Source organism: Legionella sp. W10-070, assembly GCF_900640175.1.
Taxonomy (GTDB): domain Bacteria; phylum Pseudomonadota; class Gammaproteobacteria; order Legionellales; family Legionellaceae; genus Tatlockia.
This window is the reverse complement of the sequence record NZ_CAAAJC010000001.1, coordinates 1-19,287: the sequence shown is the minus strand read 5'-3', so window position 1 is coordinate 19,287 and position 19,287 is coordinate 1. Positions and strand designations below refer to the sequence as shown.

The following is a 19,287-nucleotide window of genomic DNA, read 5'->3' as shown; positions in this document are numbered from 1 at the left end:
ACATGTTGTTTGTCATTCCCGCGAAGGCGGGAATCCATTTTTAAGGCGCTCCGTGCTATATCCTGCATGGATCCCCGCCTTCGCGGGGATGACAAGAAACAGAACCTAAAATAGATTGCAAAAAATATATTATGATTGCAATTAATGCAATAAATTATTAAAATGCATAAAAAATAAACACAATGAACTAATCATCTCATGGATTGGCACTTGGAAATCGGTGTTCAGGGGAACACGATTGGATGCTGATTTAGTTTTGAACTTACTCAGGAAGTTCCTTCAATGAATCGCCTATTTTATTTGAATTAATTTTAAAGATTATTTATGCCAAAAGAAAAATCCTACTTGGAAAAAAATTTATTTTATACGACCAATGGCAAGCAGACGACTTATACAACCGAGCCTACTGGTATTTTATCGATTGACAGAGTTTTAAAAGGCGATAAGGCCTGTTGGGAGATGACTCAAACGGGGCATTCTGGAAATCAGGTTAGAAAAAAAATTATTGTCACCGATTTTTTGTTGGCTTCTGGAGAAGAAAAAAGAATCGGTGTATTGAGAGGACTATTGACTAATGGTTTTGAACTATATTTACTTAGCTACAGAGCGTTATTACTAGTCAAAACCCACTTCGGCATATATCGTAATTATCGGGAAATTAATCCAGTTCATCATGATGATGTTATTGAGCTTCTGGTAAAATATAAAATAAATCGCCATGAATGTTTCATTCTCGATGGCTTTAAAATGAATCAATTTATTAGTAATGACTTTGAAAAAAATGAGATTTCAGTTAAGCAATTGCAAGAATACCAATACGAGAGTTTTTTTCCAGATATTGTCAAAAGTATCCGCAATTTAAGCAATGTCGTTTTAAAGATTAGTTCTAAAGAAGTGGGGCTTCCTTTATTGGATGAGCTGTTGAACGCTACCTGTAACAATCGCATTGGTTATGATATCTCAGAGGATTTATCCGATAAAGAAATTATCTTGCCTGCAGATTCTAATCTTAAAGTGCTACGATATAAAGGCGATTTAAAAAGCTTGGTTTCTCGCCAAATGAGTGTGGATAATTTGGAAATACTGACAATTGATTTGGAAAATGGTGATACAAAGCAGGCCATGGATTTATTCCAATCCGCGAAAAATCTTAAAAAATTAACCTTAATTAACTATAAATTTAATTTTGAAATAGAGCAAATAATCAGTTTTTCTCATCTTGAAAAATTGGTGATTCATTCTGATAAACGTTATGTGGTGGATATTGATATTGCCGATCTTTACAAGATTAGTTCTCACTTCCCGTCGCTAAAATCTATTGAACTAAAGAACCTCAATATCGTTTGCAATAAAAACATCATACCGCCTGCTGATTCAGATCTTTGTAGACTGGAAACATTGTTTATTCACTCCGAGGCTTCATTTCCGGAGGATGAATTAATATTTAAAGAGTTGAAAGAATTCATAGTACGGCATCAGAGCATAAAGACTCTTAAAGTAGACTATGATGATGAGCTCTTTAACGACCCTGATTTTTTTAATCAAGGTGGATTGATTCCTGGTAATGATTTTAAACCAAGGGAGATTTATTTAGGGGGGTTTTGCCAGGCTAATCAGCTGTTAAATAAGGAAAGTTTAAGGAAAGTTACACTAAAGGTAAGTATGCTTGATGAGTTAAGAAAGGTAAGTATGCTTGATGAGTTAAGTATCTTAAACAAAAATGTTGAAGAAGTATCAATAACTTCATCGCTGAGGCCTTTAGATTCTCAACACAGTCAGGACTTTCAGTATTTGATAGATAGCTTTCCCGAATTTAAAATCCTTTCATGGGAAATGCCTGGCAAAGATCATGGATTTATTGATAAAAAATTACTGCCAATGAGACCAGCTGAGAAATGCCGCCAATTTAATATTGTAAATGCCAAGGATGTAGCATTTATAAATCAAATGCCAATAGCTGAGTATTTTCCAAACCTGAGAAGGTTACATTGTACTTGGGAGGACAACTTTCAGGAACAAATAACCTTTGATGATATCGCCAGCTTAGCGGAAGGACTAAGTCAATTATCGGTGCTTATAATAAGTAATATTACTATTGAATCAGTTGTTAATAAAAAATCGGTCAATTCATCTGTCAACGTCCTCATGTTCTCAAATTGCCGGATATCTTTCAGTAATCTACAGGCTTTTAATTTTCATTATTTTTTTCCAAAATTAGAGACTGTAATCTGGAAAGACTGCGAGGTTAATTTTCCAATTTATTTAAAAAATCCTAAGATAATGCATGTCAATTTTTCAAAGAAGCCCTCAGGATTTCCTCTAAAAGATTCTTATCCAAATTTTGTAGAGATAGTTCAGCATTCTATAATGTCTCCTGAAACTATTTCCAAGGCTCCTGATTTATCCACGCGAGAAAGGACTGCCCCTGATGCACCTCCTTTGAGGAGCGCTCATTCGCTTGATGCAGGATTTGATGGGCAAACATTGACTTACAATGTCAGGGAAGAGGTATTAGCACCAATCCATATTAAGGTCCATCCCAGCGATTATCGCTTGACAATACTTAACAGGCATAATTTTGAGGGAGGTGTTAACTTCTTTTTTGAAGGTGTTATCAAGGTTATTGGCAAAGTGCCATTGACAAGTGGCAACCTTATAAAAGAATACAATCAACATCACCGCCATCAAAAACCTGATGCTGATGGTAAAAGGATTTTCTATTGTTTCCCTTTATTAGAAGGTACGAATATCTCTTGGCAACCTATCATTACTTTCACCAGCCTTGATGAGATTTTTGAATGCCAATATTCGATACCTGACTCAGGTGAAATAATGGAAGGTGGAGTTCCCATAGAAGTTGAACTTGGAGAGTGCTCTGACACAAAACAGTTTTATCTGCGGTCTAACACAGATAAGCCAATTGTCCTGCATTACTTTCTTAAAAGCCACTGGAATAAGAACTTTGCAAAAGCAATTACTTCAACCTACCGCTTTGAGCAAGAGGATCTTTTGCTGGAAAAGCTGGAAAAGCTAAGATTCACAATATTGCCTGAGTTGCAGAACAATTCTGCATACAAACTGTTAATGTCATTTAGTAAAAAAGACAGATTAATTTTATTGGCAAAATACATTCAAAAATTTGATGGTACCAAAGACCTGATTAATCCTCCAGCCGATCCCCTGAAGTTACCTAATGCCTATTTGGATCAACGTGTAGGTGCCTGTCGACATTTTTCCGAGATTTATTGTCTCATTGCATTAGGAATAGAATGCGGCGCTAAGGTAATGCTCCAGGGAAACCGAATTCACATGGTTGTTATGGTCGAAATAGATGAAACTTGGCTTACTATTGACTTAGGGGGTAAGCCAGCTATCGTCAATGTAACAAAAGCAGAAATGGAAGAGGAAGAGGAGCTATCATTTGACAATCAGTGGCTTACTGGATTTGAAGAATGGCTGCAAAGTTCGGACAATGCAACAGGAGAAAGTCTATATCTTCCTGCAACGACCAGGCCTGCTCCTGAGCTGGAAAATAGCATGGTAGTTTCGTTTTTAAATGATGATCAAGAGGAAATCATTGAGCAGCAGAAGCAACCTGTTATTGTGAATGTCCCCACTTGTTTAAATGAGGAGCTTAATTCCAGGACGATTAAGCACGTTGCGAAAATACGGCCTAATAATCAATTCGCGGTATGGCTTAATAACGGGCCATCCGGTGTTAATGTGAATGATTTTATCCGAAAATTGTTTGAGAGTCTTTCATCACTAGCACCACATAAACGCAATGCGGTTGTTTATCTTGATAGCGAACGGGACATTTTATTGTTCCAGGCAGCGCTTTCCTGTTACGTTAAAATGGCTAATGGCAATTATCACTATGAGCCTTCGTTAAATAAAATTTCTTACAAAGACACTCGCGTAGACAATGGTCAAATCAATATCATTGATAGCCGATTAATTTACGCACTGAAGCATGGTGCCAGCAGCTCCACTTACGTTTGGAATTTTAACGAGTACTCCAAGAATCACGTTGGTTTAAATACCCTTATTGATAGTCATAAACGGCGCTTATGCACTGTTAAAAATAATGCACAGGGAGAGTTAATCATAGAAGAGGTTGGTATCCCTGATGGAGCCAATATGATTGTTTTACTGCCCCATGCGATGCGCCAGGAAATGGGGGAAGATTTTAATTCGCGAGCCAGGATCAGATGGCGGTTTACAGGACAATTGCCAGCGATCGAAAGTTATGAAGCGATGCAAGAGACTACAGGAACGCCAGAGAATTATCCGGTGGTTGAATACTATGAGGCGAATTCGTTCCGAGGTGCGCTTCAGGGTTATTTGCGTTTTCTCGGTACACACTACGCATTTGAAGGGAGTAAATTATTGAAGGCCATTCGAGAAGGAGGGAATGGCATCATTTTGGAGAATACTCCAGATTCTATTGAGTTTTACCAATTTTATCTGGATTTGCTGATTCAGCGAAAGATTTATATCAATGGGGAAATGGAGCAGATCCCCCACTATTTTAAGTTGGCTCGCCAGACAAAGGCTTATGATTTTAGTCAGGAAGCTTATGCGCATATAAAGGTAATGCTGCTGGCTGCTGACAATAAATACCAGTTAGAGTTAAACCAGTATTACTACCCTTGCTTTTTTAAAAACTACATTGATAGAGGCTCACTGCAAGAGAGTACAGGCTGGTTGGCGCTCTATGCTGGTAAAACAGTAACAATTCTGGTGACGGAGCAATTCTCCGATGGTCAATGGCAACGATTGTTTAAGCAGGCAAAAGAGCATGCCTGCAAATTGATTTTAACCACTAATGATATGAGCTTACTCCCCTCTGGCCTGAAAATATTGGATGACGATAAAACTGAGCGGGCGACCAAGCAGCAAAAAATAAATCATCAACAACACCGACTGGTATATACCAATGATATTGACTATGCATTGGCTCGTCAAAAGAAGGAGTTGGCCAAAGAGGGGCCGATTCATGTGGTGCCGGTTAGCAAGAGTATTAAATTTAATCAGCTTATTGCTGGCTTTGATTTGATCGGTCAAGATCTCAATAGCTTTTGTTTTGTGGAGCCTGATGTTTGGATAAAATTGACATCAGTTCCTGCGCAGACGGTCATACTAAGAGGCCAGATTGATGAATCGGTTGCCAAGCAATTATCATCATTGTTTAGTCAAAATGCCAATATTTTTGTTAATGGTCGATTTGTAAGCCTCACGGGCAGGTTAATATTAATTACTAACCAGAATGAACTTCTTCCGCATCAAGCTCGTGTAGTCGACAATTATGACCCAACGGTTGCAAAAATCCTTCTAAAGGAACAATTTCCAGGAAAAGGTCCTGACCTGATCTTTGAAATTGATAACGCGTATCGTTTAGGACTTAATTACCAGCAAATGGTGGGTATATTGACGGCGCTTTCCAAGGGAAAATCGGTTTACCATGCTTTTAAATCAATGCTTATTGATACCAATCAGGAAAAGTGGCTTTCTACTATTAAGCAAAAATATTATCCGGAGAAGGTAAGTCTTAAAATTGGCAAGCCGACCTCACTTGCCGGTGTTATGCAGAAACGCACGGCTAAACTACTTTCTCAGCTGAAAATAGCACCTTATGCTTTTCTGATGGGTTCAACGGGGATTGGCAAGTCAACCATGATGCAATACTTACGGGAAACTTACCCGGATATTCATTTTTATTTTGGTTTGGGAGAGCTGGCAAATTATGTTAATGATGAATCCAGTTATCGAAAAATTCTCGTGATTGATGAGGCTAATATCCAACCGTCAGAGCAAATTGAATTGTTATGGGCTTTATATTCCCATGAACTGCTTATTGGCCCTAAACTTTGTAAATTGAGTGCTGACCATCAGGCCATCTTTTTAGGTAACCCAAAATCTTATGGTGGTGAACGTCAATCGTATTCCCTGTTTGATAACAATGGCAATAAAATTTTCTTGAAAGACTTACCGCGTTCTTGCCTGGAAGAAATTGTGTCGAATCTATTAGGGGATCTTGTTTGCCAATTAGGGAAAGATACAATGCTGCAAATCGCAAAGCTGTTTGTACTCTACTATTTACAGCTGAAGGAAACGAAGGATTTGGCAATCCCTGTCACCATGCGTAATTTGCAAATGGCCTGTATGCGATTTGCTAACTTGTATGAGCGTTCTGTTTCAGATAAGAAAGAGATAAGCGATTGGGTTATGTTTTATGCTCATATTGCCTTCTATCAGGAAGTTCGTAGCTTATTTGGTCATGCCAATGAAAAAAAGGCAGCAAAGAAACATTTCAAGCTGGGTCTATTTTCTGAGCTACTACCGTCTTATCAAAAAATAAAACGCGATGATGAAAAGAGCATTGTGTTAGAAAATCCCCATTTTGTGGTGACAGAAAGCCGTAAGAAATACCTTTGTCGGTTAAAGCAACAAATTGAAATACTGGCCAGGCGAATTACGAAACATAAAGATAAAAGTATGCTTGGTACCCGCGCCATCTTATTTGAAGGGCCGTCAGGGATTGGCAAAAGCAGCATGGCAGTCAGTTTTCTTGAGGCCTGCGGTTTTAAATCAGCCAGTGAAGAAGACCCCACATTTGATACGACAAAAACCTACGTACAAATTACTCCTGCAGACCCGAAGATCATGGAAGTCATATTGGAAGAAGCGTTTCATAGCGGTCGCATCGTAATCATTGATGAACTGAATATTTTGCCCTTGGAAGACAAGCTCAATAGCTTGCTCTCAGGCGAAGATAAAGATAAGAAGAGAGCGCGTAAGGAGGGCTTTTTTGTCATTGCTACGCAAAACCCTGCAACATTTAATAACCGAAATATTCTGCCAGTTTCATTGCAGAGTCGTTTTGAAGTGGTGAACGTTGATAATTATACGGAAAAAGATCTTATGGAAATTTTGAATCACCGTTGTCCCAACCAGGAAGTTCAGGAATTAGTGGAAGAATATATGGAGGCGTTGGATTATGCCGAAAATGAACGGATACAACCAATCCCAACTCCCAGAGATTTAATTCACTAAAAAATAAATGCTTCTGATTAGCCGGACAGGTTGCAGCCAGCTAATTTACTTATTCCTCCTTAATGCCAAGGAGCTGCAGCAGTTGACTGGAAGAAGAGTTGAGATGGTTAGCGTAAACAGAAAAATTATGGCGGCTCTGGTGGGCTTTACGCAAGCGCAGGAATGTTGATTTAAGATCATCACTGTTTTTCAAAACCTGGGTTTCGTGTACAGGGTTGTAAAATGATAAAACGTCGTCTTGCCATTGCTTTTGCATCTTAATCACAGGCACCTGAACCTCGGGGACGGCGAACAACGGTGGAGGAAGCTGATAGCTGCGATGTAATTCTGCACTGATCATGGTAACCGCAGCATACTTCGCTTCAATGCTATGACCTGCAATATGTGGCGTACATAAAGTAGCCATATTAACAATCTCCCGATTGATGTAAGGCTCGCGAGAAAAGACATCCGTACAATAGAAGAGATCGGGCTTTTGGTTAAAAAGCGCTGTCTCATCTACAAGTCCTCCCCTTGAGGCATTGATGATGGCACATCCTGGATGCAATTGCTTCAGCAGGGCATCATTAATTAAATTAACACTGGGATAAGGAGGAGTGGAATGCAGGTCGGCATGTATGCAAATAAGATCGCATGTGGCTACCTCCTCCAAAGAACTACTGGAGAACTTCTCATCACGCAGACTTTTGGGGGGATCATAACCGATGACGGCCATATTAGTTGCTTGCAGGCGTTTGCCAACTTCAGTCCCTATTTCTCCGACACCAATAATAGCTGCCCGGGTTCCATGAAATTGATGGTATTTTTGCAAGAAAGCCAGGCTGGCAATAACATAATCAGCTACGGCAGCAGCATTGCTGCCCTTGGCATCAATTAATCTTATGCCGCGAGTGTTAAGGTAATTTTTATCAATATGATCGGTACCACTGCTGGCAGTGGCAACAAAAGTGAGGGAGGAATCGTTTAATAAATCGCGATTGACCTTAAGAGTAGAACGGCAGAGTAAAATGTCTTGATTGGGGAGGAGGGCTGCCAGTTCATCTACGTTATTGTATAAGGTTAAGTGAAATGGCGAAGGAAACGCTTCAAGCAAACCAGGCAATGTCGCATCCGCAAGAATCTTCATAAATTAAATAAAACGCGCAAAACTGCTAATGACCAGCTGAGAAGAGGGAAAATAAACCAGCCAAGCACACCTGTAATTAGCAGAATGACAAGGATAAAAAAACCAAACGGCTCTATTTTTTGGTATGACATAGCCAGCCTGGGCGGCAAAAAACTAGCCAGAATACGGCTGCCATCCAAGGGTGGAATCGGAATTAAATTAAGATAAGCCAACAATAAATTAATCAGTATACCTGCTCGGGCAGTAAGGAAAAGGAACAAGACAATGTTGGATGATTGAGGATCGAGCATCATCGCTAATTTTAATAAACTTGCCCAAAATAAAGCCATTAATAAATTAGAAAGAGGACCAGCTGCAGTTACAAGTGCTGTGTCTCGTCGCGGATTTCTAAGGTTTGACTCATTGATCGGTACAGGCTTTGCCCACCCAAAAACAAAATTAAACTGACTTAACACCAGGATGATAATAGGTACAATGATAGTACCTACAAGGTCAATGTGACGAATAGGATTAAAGCTAAGACGCCCTAATAGCTTTGCTGTATTGTCACCCAAGCGGTAAGCCGCCCAGGCATGGGCTGCTTCATGCAAGGTAATAGCAAACAAGATGGGCAGTAGCCATATTGCTATCTGTTGGGTGGCAGTTAATTCAAGCATGGGACTTGTGACCAGAGTTAATTAAGCTCAGCATTCTAGCGGATAGTCAGGCATGTACTCAAGTTTTATTCCTCTTGTGGGTGATTGCGGTTTTCCTTGAAAGTTGTAGCCCGGATGGAGCGCCAGCAAAATCCGGGGAGTATGATTTTTATTATCAAGCCCTTTTGAAAATAGCTCTGGTTTTGTCGTCTTTGCGAATGAAGTGAATCAACCTGGTACAGAGCCTTAACGAAGCATTGATCTGGATTGCTTCGTTTTAATCGCAAAGAGGGCAATGTGCTGTTAATTGAATCAAAATATGCGGTTTCCCCTACTCTCGTGGTGATGATTAAGAAAGTCACTTTCCTGGCTGTAGAACATTAAGATTTTCCATCCCATAAACAGATCCGTCATCCCCGCGAAAGCGGGGATCCATCCAGAAAGATGGCACTGTGCTTCGTTATAAATGGATCCCCGACTTCACGGGGATGGCATAAAACAGATATAGCCTCTTGTGGGGTATTGCGGATTAAAAATAATTCGTTTTGTAATGAGGTTGCTCATATTCGTATAGTTATCTATTAACTTAGGCCAAACATTTCTGTAGAATGCTTCGTCCCCAACTTGATTTAAAGCTTCTTGCTTTGGGATGAGCTATCAGAAGCGTGACAAATTTGGATTATTCATGGAAATGTTAACAGATTTAAAGGCCATCCTGCATTCAAAGCGTGCCAATATTTATTACCTGGAAAAATGCCGTATTCTGCAAAAAGACGGTCGTGTTTTATATCTCACTGAAGCAAAAAACGAAAACCAATACTGGAATATACCCATTGCCAACACCACTTGCCTTTTACTTGGAACGGGGACTTCTATCACTCAGGCAGCAATGCGTATGCTCGCTCAGGCAGGTGTATTGGTTGGTTTCTGTGGTGGGGGCGGTACACCTTTACTAATGGCCAATGAAGTAGAATGGCTTACCCCTCAAAGCGAATATCGGCCCACAGAGTATATGCAGGGGTGGATGAAATTCTGGTTTGATGAGCAAAGACGCTTATATGCGGCAAAACAATTTCAACTTTCACGCATCGAATACCTGAGAGTTAACTGGAAAAAAAGCCGTGACCTTACTGCCGAAGGTTTTAATTATAACGACTTGCAACAAGAATTATTAAGCTGCGAACTAAAAATCAGGAACGCAAAAGAAGCAAGCAACCTGATGCAAGCTGAAGCAGAATTAACAAAACATCTTTATCGGTACGCTGCAAACCGAACTCAGTATGGCAAATTTATTCGCGAACGAGAAGCTACGGATAAAGCCAACGTATTTTTAAACCATGGCAACTACCTTGCTTATGGATTGGCTGCAACAACACTGTGGGTGCTTGGAATTCCTCACGGCTTTGCTGTTATGCACGGTAAAACACGACGCGGTGCACTGGTATTTGATGTGGCTGATTTAATCAAAGATACCCTTATTCTTCCCTGGGCTTTTGTCTGCGCAAAGGAAAACAGTAGCGAACAAGAATTTCGCCAGCAATGTTTACAGGCGTTTATCGATCATAAAGCCTTGGATTTTATGTTTGAGCAGGTAAAAGCCATGGCCTTAAATACAGATTGGGAAAATGAGAGTAGCGAGGAAAGTTTGTCATGATGGTTGTCTTTGTTTCCCAGTGCGAGAAAAAAGCGCTGGCCAGAACCCGTCGTGTTCTGGATGCTTTTGCTGACCGCATCGGCGATAATACCTGGCAAACCGCAATCACCCAGGAAGGTTTATTCGCTGTTAAGAAGCTGCTGTGCAAGACAGCCAGTAAAAATACAGCAGTGAGTTGCCACTGGATTCGATCAAGATTGAGAACGGAGTTGGTTTGGGTTGTGGGGAATAAGAATAAGTTTAATCGCGAAGGTAGAGTAGCGGTAAACAGTACATCTAAAAATCAGGTTTACCGAGATGATCTGCTGGATTGGCAGTTACTCCCCGTCATTCGAGCGCTGACCTGTCTGGCAGCCTTACTGCATGACTGGGGTAAAGCCAATGCTCGTTTCCAGCAAAAATTAGGCAAAAATTATAAGGGTATCCAATCAGACAGATTACGGCACGAATGGGTATCCTGTCTATTGCTCAAAGCATTGATCCTAAATACTGATAATCCCAATTCAGACAGCGATTGGTTGAAAACACTAAAAGATGGAACAATTGATGAAAATGCTATTAAAGCAGTACTTCGCGACAACTGGGAAAAATCGTTGGCTGATTTACCGAATATCGCCAAATTAATTTCCTGGTTGATTGTTAGTCATCACAAATTACCTGTTAATCCCAATAACTTGCCTAAGGGAAGTCCATGTTCCAGCCTTGATGGATTACTGAAGCTCATCGACAAAAGCTGGGGATATGAAAATAAGACCATTGATGAACTGGAGCTTTGTTTGGAATTCCCATATGGAATGTTAAGCAACTGTACTAAATGGTTGTCGCAACTCAAGCGGTGGGCAAGCAAGTTATTAGATTTACAAGATGTTATTTCTCAAGCCATCAACAATGGCAGTTATCGGGTATTGTTGCACCACGCTCGTTTGTCTTTAATGTTAGGGGATCATTACTTTTCATCTTTGGATATTGGCGAAACCCGAAACTGGCCGCATGCCACTGAGATGATTGCCAATACCCAGAAAGACAAATCACCAAAGCAAGCTCTGGATCAGCACTTGGTGGGCGTTTACGAAAATGCCAAAAATGTCGTAGGAAAATTACCTGTTATCGAAAACGGTCTGGAGTCTAGCTTTAATACCGCTGAATTAAAACGTAAAAGTCCGAAGCCCTTCGCCTGGCAGGATACTGCTGCTAAAAAAGTGCGCGATTGGCGCAAAGCCTGTAATGACTCGCGAAAAGGCTTTTTTGCCGTGAATATAGCAAGTACTGGTTGCGGTAAAACATTTGCCAACGCCAAAGTTATGATGGCACTTTCAGACGATGGTGATAGTCTCCGCTATGTCCTAGCCCTTGGTTTACGCACACTGACATTGCAAACTGGAGATGAGTACCGCGAACGCATATTCAAAAAAAGCGATGGTACTGATCTTGCTGTATTGATAGGCTCTAAAGCCATTGCTGACTTACATTATCAGAACAAACAGGATCAGATAGAGGAGCAAGTAGGGCAAGGTTCTGAGTCAATTGAAACTCTGTTGGCAGATTCTGATGAAATCGTTTATCAGGGTGAACTGCCTGAGGAAGGTTTAACTACTATCTTAAAGAAATACAAAGACAGGCAGCTGCTTTATGCGCCTGTTCTGGTTTGCACCATTGATCACATAATTGCTGCAACGGAAACTACTCGTGGCGGACGATACATTCTGCCCGCCCTGCGTTTGCTATCGTCTGATTTGGTCATTGATGAAGTGGATGACTTCATCGGCAGTGACTTAATCGCCATCGGTCGTCTGATTCACCTGGCAGGTATGCTGGGGCGCAAGGTGATGATTTCTTCGGCCACTATTCCACCCGCAATGGCCGAGGGTTATTTCAATGCTTACCGCGAAGGATGGTTACTCTACTGTAAAACTCGTAATGCCAATCCTATGGTCGGATGTGCATGGATTGATGAGTTCTCAACACAGGTTGAAGAAATGGGCATGCAAGAGCATGCAACAAAGGAGTTTCGAAGAATTCATGACAAGTATATCGACAGACGAGTAAAACATTTAGTCAAGCAACCGGCAAAACGCAAAGCGATGGTCATTAATTGTGAAGAAGCTATGAACAGAAGCGATGAACCAGTGGTTAAGAGCAAAAAAGAGGCCTGGTTTCACCGAATAATTCAAACGGTTCTGGACATGCATAAGCTAAATAACACAGTAGATAAAAAAACAGGTTTAAAAGTTTCCTTTGGGGTTGTACGCATCGCCAATATACAACCCTGCGTTCAACTTACCAGGTATTTATTAAATTATGAATGGCCTGAGCATAGCGAAGCGAGAATCATGGCTTATCACAGCAGACAAGTACTGTTGTTACGTCATGAGCAGGAAAAGCATCTGGATAAGGTGTTAAAGCGGAAAGAAAAAAGGGGTGAGCAGCCACAGGCCTTTTATGATCAAACGATTCGCAGGCATCTCGATACAATTGCCGTTAACCAGCCCCAGGTTATGAATTTGCTGTTTATTTTGGTAGCTACACCCGTTGAAGAGGTTGGCCGTGACCATGATTTTGATTGGGCCGTTATTGAGCCTTCTTCGTATCGATCCATTATTCAATTGGCTGGACGGGTCATGCGGCATCGTGAGGATAAGGTTGAATATCCCAATATTGCTATTCTGCAATATAACTGGAGAACAATTAAATACGGAGATGCGGAAAGAAAGCCTCGCTTCTATTTTCCAGGCTATGAACCCGATCCACGAAAACGCCAAACAAACCGGTTAAGTAACGAAAAAGACGATTGCCTTAAAAGCCATGATCTTTTTAAAGTAGTTGATAATAGTTTGATAAAGGCCCGGCTTGATTCCATTCCACGAATTCAGGAACGGCCAGAAGGTAGCAAAACCCCTATGGCTTTACTGGAGCATGCAGTAATAGATAGTTTACTCACTTATTACAAAGGAAAAGGTCCGGAAACCTTACAAGGTTATGTTCAATGGTACTGGTATCTAACGGCATTACCACAATACCTCAATCGTTTTCGCCAAAGCACAAAAAGCACACAGCTATACCGGGTAGCCAATGAAAGTGGCGAATCATGGTTTACAGAACGTGATACCAGGGGAAATTTTAGTTACGTCAATACAGGTGAATTCGCCCGCCAGGACGATGCCTACCAAATCACAACTTTGACGCTAGCAGTAGAGCAGGCTGAGCGACTCTGGATGCAGCGTGATTATTTCCAGTTGTTGCTGGAGCAAAGTGAGATCTACGAAATGTCTTTGAGCAAAGCCTCTATCTATTTTGGTGAAATCAGTTTGGATGTTTATCCATATGGCATCAACACAGAATATGAATACAACGACCAATTAGGCTTATATAAAAAGGAGAGCAACCATGCTTGATCCAGCAATTGTAGCTTTTTTTTCCGAACGAAAAGATGAGTGGCTTAAAAAGAACCTAAAGCCCCATATGATTGAGGATGAAATCAGAAAGATTGAAAGAGAATGCGAAGAGATATTTTCACTTGAAAATTGGCTTCCCAAGGCAGCAAATAGAATATCGAGTAGAGCGGTCAGCACGCATCCAAGTAAATTTAGTCATCCCAGCACTGGCGTAAGTAAAAAAAATAAAAAGAATTTTACTTACGTGACTCCTATTGTTTACCAAGGAGTAAGGAGTATTGATGGCTATCTCAAATCAGGTAATGTAGATAACCTAAAAAGAGACTCGTTGGGTAATGCTGGGGAACTTGATGTAGAAGAGTTTCTTTATACTGAGCTTTCTGATGGATTAACTTTAATGGATCACCTATTAAGTAATTCAGAAGTGGCAAAGTCAACACTAGCTATTAAATCGAAAAGTTATAAAGAATTGAGAGAGGGCTTTTTGACTTTAATTAGCAGTTCAAGCAAAGCAGTTTCTAGTTCTAAAATTAAACAAATCTATTTTCCAGTGGGTAGCGATTACCACCAATTATCCATCTTAAGTAACTCGGGTATGGTTTTTGAATTGCGTGAGAGGATTGACGCATTGCGGTTTTCAGAGACAGTTCAAAGAGGACGGGAGTTACGCCGGGACAATATTTATTCTGACTCTGGTTATAGCGAAATTTATGATATAACCACGATCGGATATGGTGGAAAAAAACCATGGAATGTCAGTTGGCTAAACAATCAATACCATGGGAAGGCATATTTATTATTATCTGCTCCGCCGTTGCTTGAGCAACATGAAATTAAATTCCCCACCAAAGATTTTTTTGTCCAAAGCCTTCGTTATCGTGATTGCAAGGAAATTCTTGAGCGGCTCGACAATATTTTCAAAATCGAACGTGATGGGAAAATATCGTTAGATAAAATCCGCAAGGGGAGGGATCGTTGCCTTGGAGATATTCTGGATATGATTTTGCAGAAAATGATGGCCTTACGTGAGGTATCTATAGATCAATTTTGGTCAGAATCCAGCAGACTGCCAGACTGGCAAAAAATATGGCTGTGTGAGCAATATATAGAGGAAAGAGCCAAACGAGACGAATGGCTCGAAACACTGTGCACGCAAATTGCCTTTTGGATAAACAGCGCATATAAAAACAGCATCAAACATCCCATTATGTTAGGTGAAGCGGAGCGCCGCTATATCAAAGACTTTGTCAATGAATACAGGGAGATATTGAGATGAGTAATAACCTGATTTTATTGCCCCGTATTCAAGTTCAAAACGCCAATGCATTATCTAGCCCCTTTACCATTGGTTTTCCTGCCATGACAGCTTGGCTGGGTGCTGTACATGCTTTGCAACGCAAATTGCAAACATACAATATGACGGTGATATTTTCTGCAGTTGGTGTCGTCGTGCATCGCTTTGATTTGCAAACCTACAAAGGGCGTGGTGATTTTGTGCACTCCATTATTGGAACCGGAAACCCCTTGGAGCCAAACTCCGAAAAAGGCAAGCCCAAAGGTAACGCTGTTCGACCGTCATTTATTGAAGAAGCTCGCTGCCATCTGGAAGTCAGTCTTATTGTTGAGTACTCAGGCATTGAGGCACAGGATGAGCAGCTGATGTTGGAACGAGTATATCAATTAATGCTCGGTAATATGAAACTGGCTGGTGGAGATATTCTCAACTGTAAGGAACCGGAAATCCTTCGGGATTTTCAGAAGGCAAAGCGAAAATTAATGCCGGGTTATGCCTTAATTGAGCGAAGAGATTTAATGCGGGCAGCCATGGAGCAAGGCCAGGATGCCATGGAGGCAATGCTGGATTATGTGGCTGTGCATCACAGTTGCACCAAAGACATTGTTAACGGGCAGGAACGTGTGAGTTGGCAACGCAGGAGAAAACCAACGGGGCCTGATGGCCAAACAGGCTGGATTGTGCCTATTGCTACAGGATTTCATGGGATTAGTGAATTAGGAACAGCGATTAATCAGCGTGATCCAGGTACTCCTCATCGCTTTGCTGAAAGCCTTGTGACGCTTGGCGAGTTTAAAATGCCTTATCGTTTGGAATCACCCGAAGATTTACTTTGGCGCTACCGCATAGAGCTCGAAAACAATCTGTACCTTTGTATTCAACAAAAATTTATATCTGAAACAAGTAATGAAGACTATTAATTTAGGAGAACAATGATGACTAAAAAAGAACACATAGCCTCAGTGTTGGCGTTTGAAAAAAAATTGGTACCATCGGATGGTTATATGTATGGCTGCGAGTGGGAAAACAAGGATAAAGCCACCCCGCTTCGATTAAATGAAAAATCTGTGCGGGGGACGATTTCAAATCGACTCAAACCGGCGCTGCAAAAAGACCCTGCTGCACTCAATAATGAAATCGAGAAACCCAATCCTCAAACCGTTGATGCTTGTTCATTGGCTTCAGAAGAGGACACACTTAAACTGTATTTTACGCTTAAGGTATTAGGTGGATTAAAACACCCCTCTGCCTGTAACAATGCTGTTTTTAAACAAAGCTACCAGCAGGCTGTAAGTAACTATATTGAAACAAAGGGTATGAAGGAGCTGGCAAAACGCTATGCACTGAATATTGCCAATGCCCGATTCTTATGGCGCAATCGTTTTGGTGCTGAAAATATTCAAGTGGAGGTCAAAGCTTTAAATAAAGGTGCAGAGCAAAGTTGGAACTTTAATGCGCTCGACTTCAATCCCCGTGACTTGGAAACGACTACAGATGAAGTTGGCAGTCTGGCAGAACGTATTGCTTTTGCATTAGCAAGCGACAACGACTTTTTAATGCTTGAAATCACCTGTTACGCCAAAGTTGGTAAAGCCCAGGACGTTTATCCCAGTGAAGAAATGGTATTTAATAAAGGAAAAGAAGAAAAAAGTAAAATACTCTACGCAGCTGATGGTATTGCAGCTATGCACTCGCAAAAAATCGGTAATGCGCTTCGTACAATAGACACCTGGTACCCTGAATTCAGTGATCCGGTAGTTTCCGCTGGACCAATCGCAATTGAGCCATACGGTGCTGTCACTAACCTGGGAAAAGCTTTTAGAACCCCGGCAGACAAGCAGGATTTCTATACTTTTTTTGATACTTGGGCGCGTGGTGGTGAGTTATCTCGCATTGAAGATGAGCACTATATGATGGCTGTTTTAGTGCGTGGTGGTGTTTTTGGTGGAAGCGATAAGTAGAAGGTTATGGATTATTATTTAGATATATCTATTCTTCCCGATCCGGAATTTCCAACGCACGTGCTAATGAATGCTCTTTACAGCAAGCTACACAAGGCATTGTATGATCTTCGTTCAACGTCTATTGGGGTTAGTTTTCCAAAACAAAAGATTACGTTAGGAAATCTTCTGCGTCTTCATGGTAAAAAAGAAGCTTTGCAGGATTTGCAGAATTTGAACTGGATAGGCGGTATGAGTGGTTATTGTATGGTAAGTCCGTTTTTGCCAGTACCTGCCTACGCTAAATTTCGTATGGTTTCACGTAAACAACCAACAATGAGTCAATCAAAATTGAGGCGGTTAATTAAACGTAGCTCTATGACGGAAGGTGAAATCAGGCAATACAAGGCAAAGATGTTTTCCAAAGGTCTGGATAGCCCTTATATTGATTTGGTGAGCGGATCAAACGGGCAAAGGCACCGACGCTATATTGAGTTTGGCGAATTACTCGACGAGCCAACTCCTGGTAAGTTTGATCTGTTCGGCTTATCCAAAACCGCTACTGTTCCTTGGTTTGATTAAATAAGAGAGCATGACAAGTCTGTTGAATTCAATAGAGACTTTAAAAGAGGTTTCCGATCTAACTACCAATAATTTTAGCTCTTTAAAAATTTGTTATAAAATCAAATGGTTATAAGTTGGCTGTAAAACATTGGATAAATTGATGTTTTTCAGCTAACTTTTTGTTGTAACTATTTTTTTATGGTTTATATTACAGTTCACTGCCGAATAGGCAGCTTAGAAATATTTAAAATCAATGTCGCTGGATAAAGAGTAGTTCACTGCCGAATAGGCAGCTTAGAAATGACATGCTGGCTGAATACACCAAGAACATGAGTTCACTGCCGAATAGGCAGCTTAGAAATTGTTCAGCCATTGCTTTTGAGGCAGCATAATGTTCACTGCCGAATAGGCAGCTTAGAAAAAAGTTGACGGCATGTTTTGCGGGCTAAAAACGTTCACTGCCGAATAGGCAGCTTAGAAAATTCGCAAGAACTTCTTTAGCTACCTCACAATGTTCACTGCCGAATAGGCAGCTTAGAAATCCCTCCGGATTTAAATTAGGTGGGGTTGTTAGTTCACTGCCGAATAGGCAGCTTAGAAAGTGCGACTGATGAGCCATACTTGGATGAAATGGTTCACTGCCGAATAGGCAGCTTAGAAACCTGCGGTTCTTGCTCAAAATAACTGGCGCTTTGTTCACTGCCGAATAGGCAGCTTAGAAATTTTACCAGTGATGATGAACGCATAGCGGCAGCGTTCACTGCCGAATAGGCAGCTTAGAAATTCCAGGCAACTGCAAGCACAAGTTTCTTCATGTTCACTGCCGAATAGGCAGCTTAGAAATATTGGCCGCATGCAGAGGAGCATAGTAAAGGGTTCACTGCCGAATAGGCAGCTTAGAAATCGCTGCGTGATAACTTTATGAAAGAACCGGCGTTCACTGCCGAATAGGCAGCTTAGAAATCTTCAATAATTCGTTTAAGCCTGCCAGCTAAGTTCACTGCCGAATAGGCAGCTTAGAAAGCAACAGGAGCGCTTGGTAATGGAGCTGCAAAGTTCACTGCCGAATAGGCAGCTTAGAAACATGTAATAAAGTTTGTTGACAGAGAAGTCATGTTCACTGCCGAATAGGCAGCTTAGAAAATGTGTACCCGCTGCTTACCAAGTCCGTAACGGTTCACTGCCGAATAGGCAGCTTAGAAAATCTTCATCAAGTTAAAGGGCCTGCCGTGGGCGTTCACTGCCGAATAGGCAGCTTAGAAAAGATGATTCCCACTATTTACGATACCGAGCGCGTTCACTGCCGAATAGGCAGCTTAGAAATTCAAATCTTTTGGCTCTATACGCGTTTCAACGTTCACTGCCGAATAGGCAGCTTAGAAATACAAAAGTAGATGGCATGTTTTGCGGACTAAGTTCACTGCCGAATAGGCAGCTTAGAAAATACGAAAAGAAGAGCAGCTCGAAGAAACCGCGTTCACTGCCGAATAGGCAGCTTAGAAATTTGGCACTGGCGAAAGCGCAGCAAGATATTTGTTCACTGCCGAATAGGCAGCTTAGAAAATGTGTACCCGCTGCTTACCAAGTCCGTAACGGTTCACTGCCGAATAGGCAGCTTAGAAAATC

At 41.1% G+C, this 19,287-nt stretch carries 9 protein-coding genes and 1 CRISPR repeat array; of the genes, 7 read left to right on the top strand and 2 right to left on the bottom strand.

The genetic code is table 11. The features are described from left to right. The first annotated feature begins 324 nt into the window (after positions 1-324). Positions 325-7,056, top strand: coding sequence for a hypothetical protein (locus E1O65_RS00045; protein ID WP_133131554.1), 6,732 nt, complete (start codon positions 325-327; stop codon positions 7,054-7,056). Positions 7,057-7,105: 49 nt separating this feature from the next. Here E1O65_RS00045 and E1O65_RS00040 read toward each other — a convergent pair whose 3' ends face one another. Then, complete coding sequence (locus tag E1O65_RS00040) at positions 7,106-8,182, bottom strand: 4-phosphoerythronate dehydrogenase (RefSeq protein WP_133131553.1); 1,077 nt, start codon at positions 8,180-8,182, stop codon at positions 7,106-7,108. Next, positions 8,179-8,838 carry a site-2 protease family protein gene (locus E1O65_RS00035; RefSeq protein WP_133131552.1) on the bottom strand — a complete coding sequence of 220 codons (660 nt, stop codon included), beginning with the start codon at positions 8,836-8,838 and terminating at the stop codon, positions 8,179-8,181. The genes E1O65_RS00040 and E1O65_RS00035 overlap by 4 nt, the downstream gene beginning before the upstream one ends. Positions 8,839-9,502: 664 nt before the next feature. On the opposite strand from E1O65_RS00035, the gene cas1f reads away from it, so the two are divergent. The 6 genes from cas1f to cas6f all read left to right on the top strand — a co-directional run bounded on the left by cas1f (position 9,503) and on the right by cas6f (position 17,679). Next, on the top strand, positions 9,503-10,471 hold the full coding sequence (cas1f, locus tag E1O65_RS00030; protein WP_133131551.1) for a type I-F CRISPR-associated endonuclease Cas1f: 969 nt from the start codon (positions 9,503-9,505) through the stop codon (positions 10,469-10,471). After that, positions 10,468-13,863 carry a type I-F CRISPR-associated helicase Cas3f gene (gene cas3f, locus E1O65_RS00025; RefSeq protein WP_133131550.1) on the top strand — a complete coding sequence of 1,132 codons (3,396 nt, stop codon included), beginning with the start codon at positions 10,468-10,470 and terminating at the stop codon, positions 13,861-13,863. Before cas1f ends, cas3f begins: the two co-directional genes overlap by 4 nt. A gap of 67 nt (positions 13,864-13,930) precedes the next feature. Next, positions 13,931-15,139, top strand: coding sequence for a type I-F CRISPR-associated protein Csy1 (locus E1O65_RS00020; RefSeq protein ID WP_242601499.1), 1,209 nt, complete (start codon positions 13,931-13,933; stop codon positions 15,137-15,139). Continuing rightward, positions 15,136-16,077 (top strand): type I-F CRISPR-associated protein Csy2, encoded by a 942-nt coding sequence (csy2, locus tag E1O65_RS00015; RefSeq protein WP_133131548.1) that lies wholly within the window; start codon positions 15,136-15,138, stop codon positions 16,075-16,077. The genes E1O65_RS00020 and csy2 overlap by 4 nt, the downstream gene beginning before the upstream one ends. 12 nt (positions 16,078-16,089) lie before the next feature. Next, positions 16,090-17,118 carry a type I-F CRISPR-associated protein Csy3 gene (csy3, locus tag E1O65_RS00010; RefSeq protein WP_242601498.1) on the top strand — a complete coding sequence of 343 codons (1,029 nt, stop codon included), beginning with the start codon at positions 16,090-16,092 and terminating at the stop codon, positions 17,116-17,118. 6 nt (positions 17,119-17,124) lie between these two features. After that, on the top strand, positions 17,125-17,679 hold the full coding sequence (gene cas6f, locus E1O65_RS00005; RefSeq protein ID WP_133131547.1) for a type I-F CRISPR-associated endoribonuclease Cas6/Csy4: 555 nt from the start codon (positions 17,125-17,127) through the stop codon (positions 17,677-17,679). A gap of 195 nt (positions 17,680-17,874) precedes the next feature. Further along, positions 17,875-19,284: direct repeats of the CRISPR family, unit length 28 nt; unit sequence GTTCACTGCCGAATAGGCAGCTTAGAAA. Between the last annotated feature and the right edge of the window lie 3 nt (positions 19,285-19,287).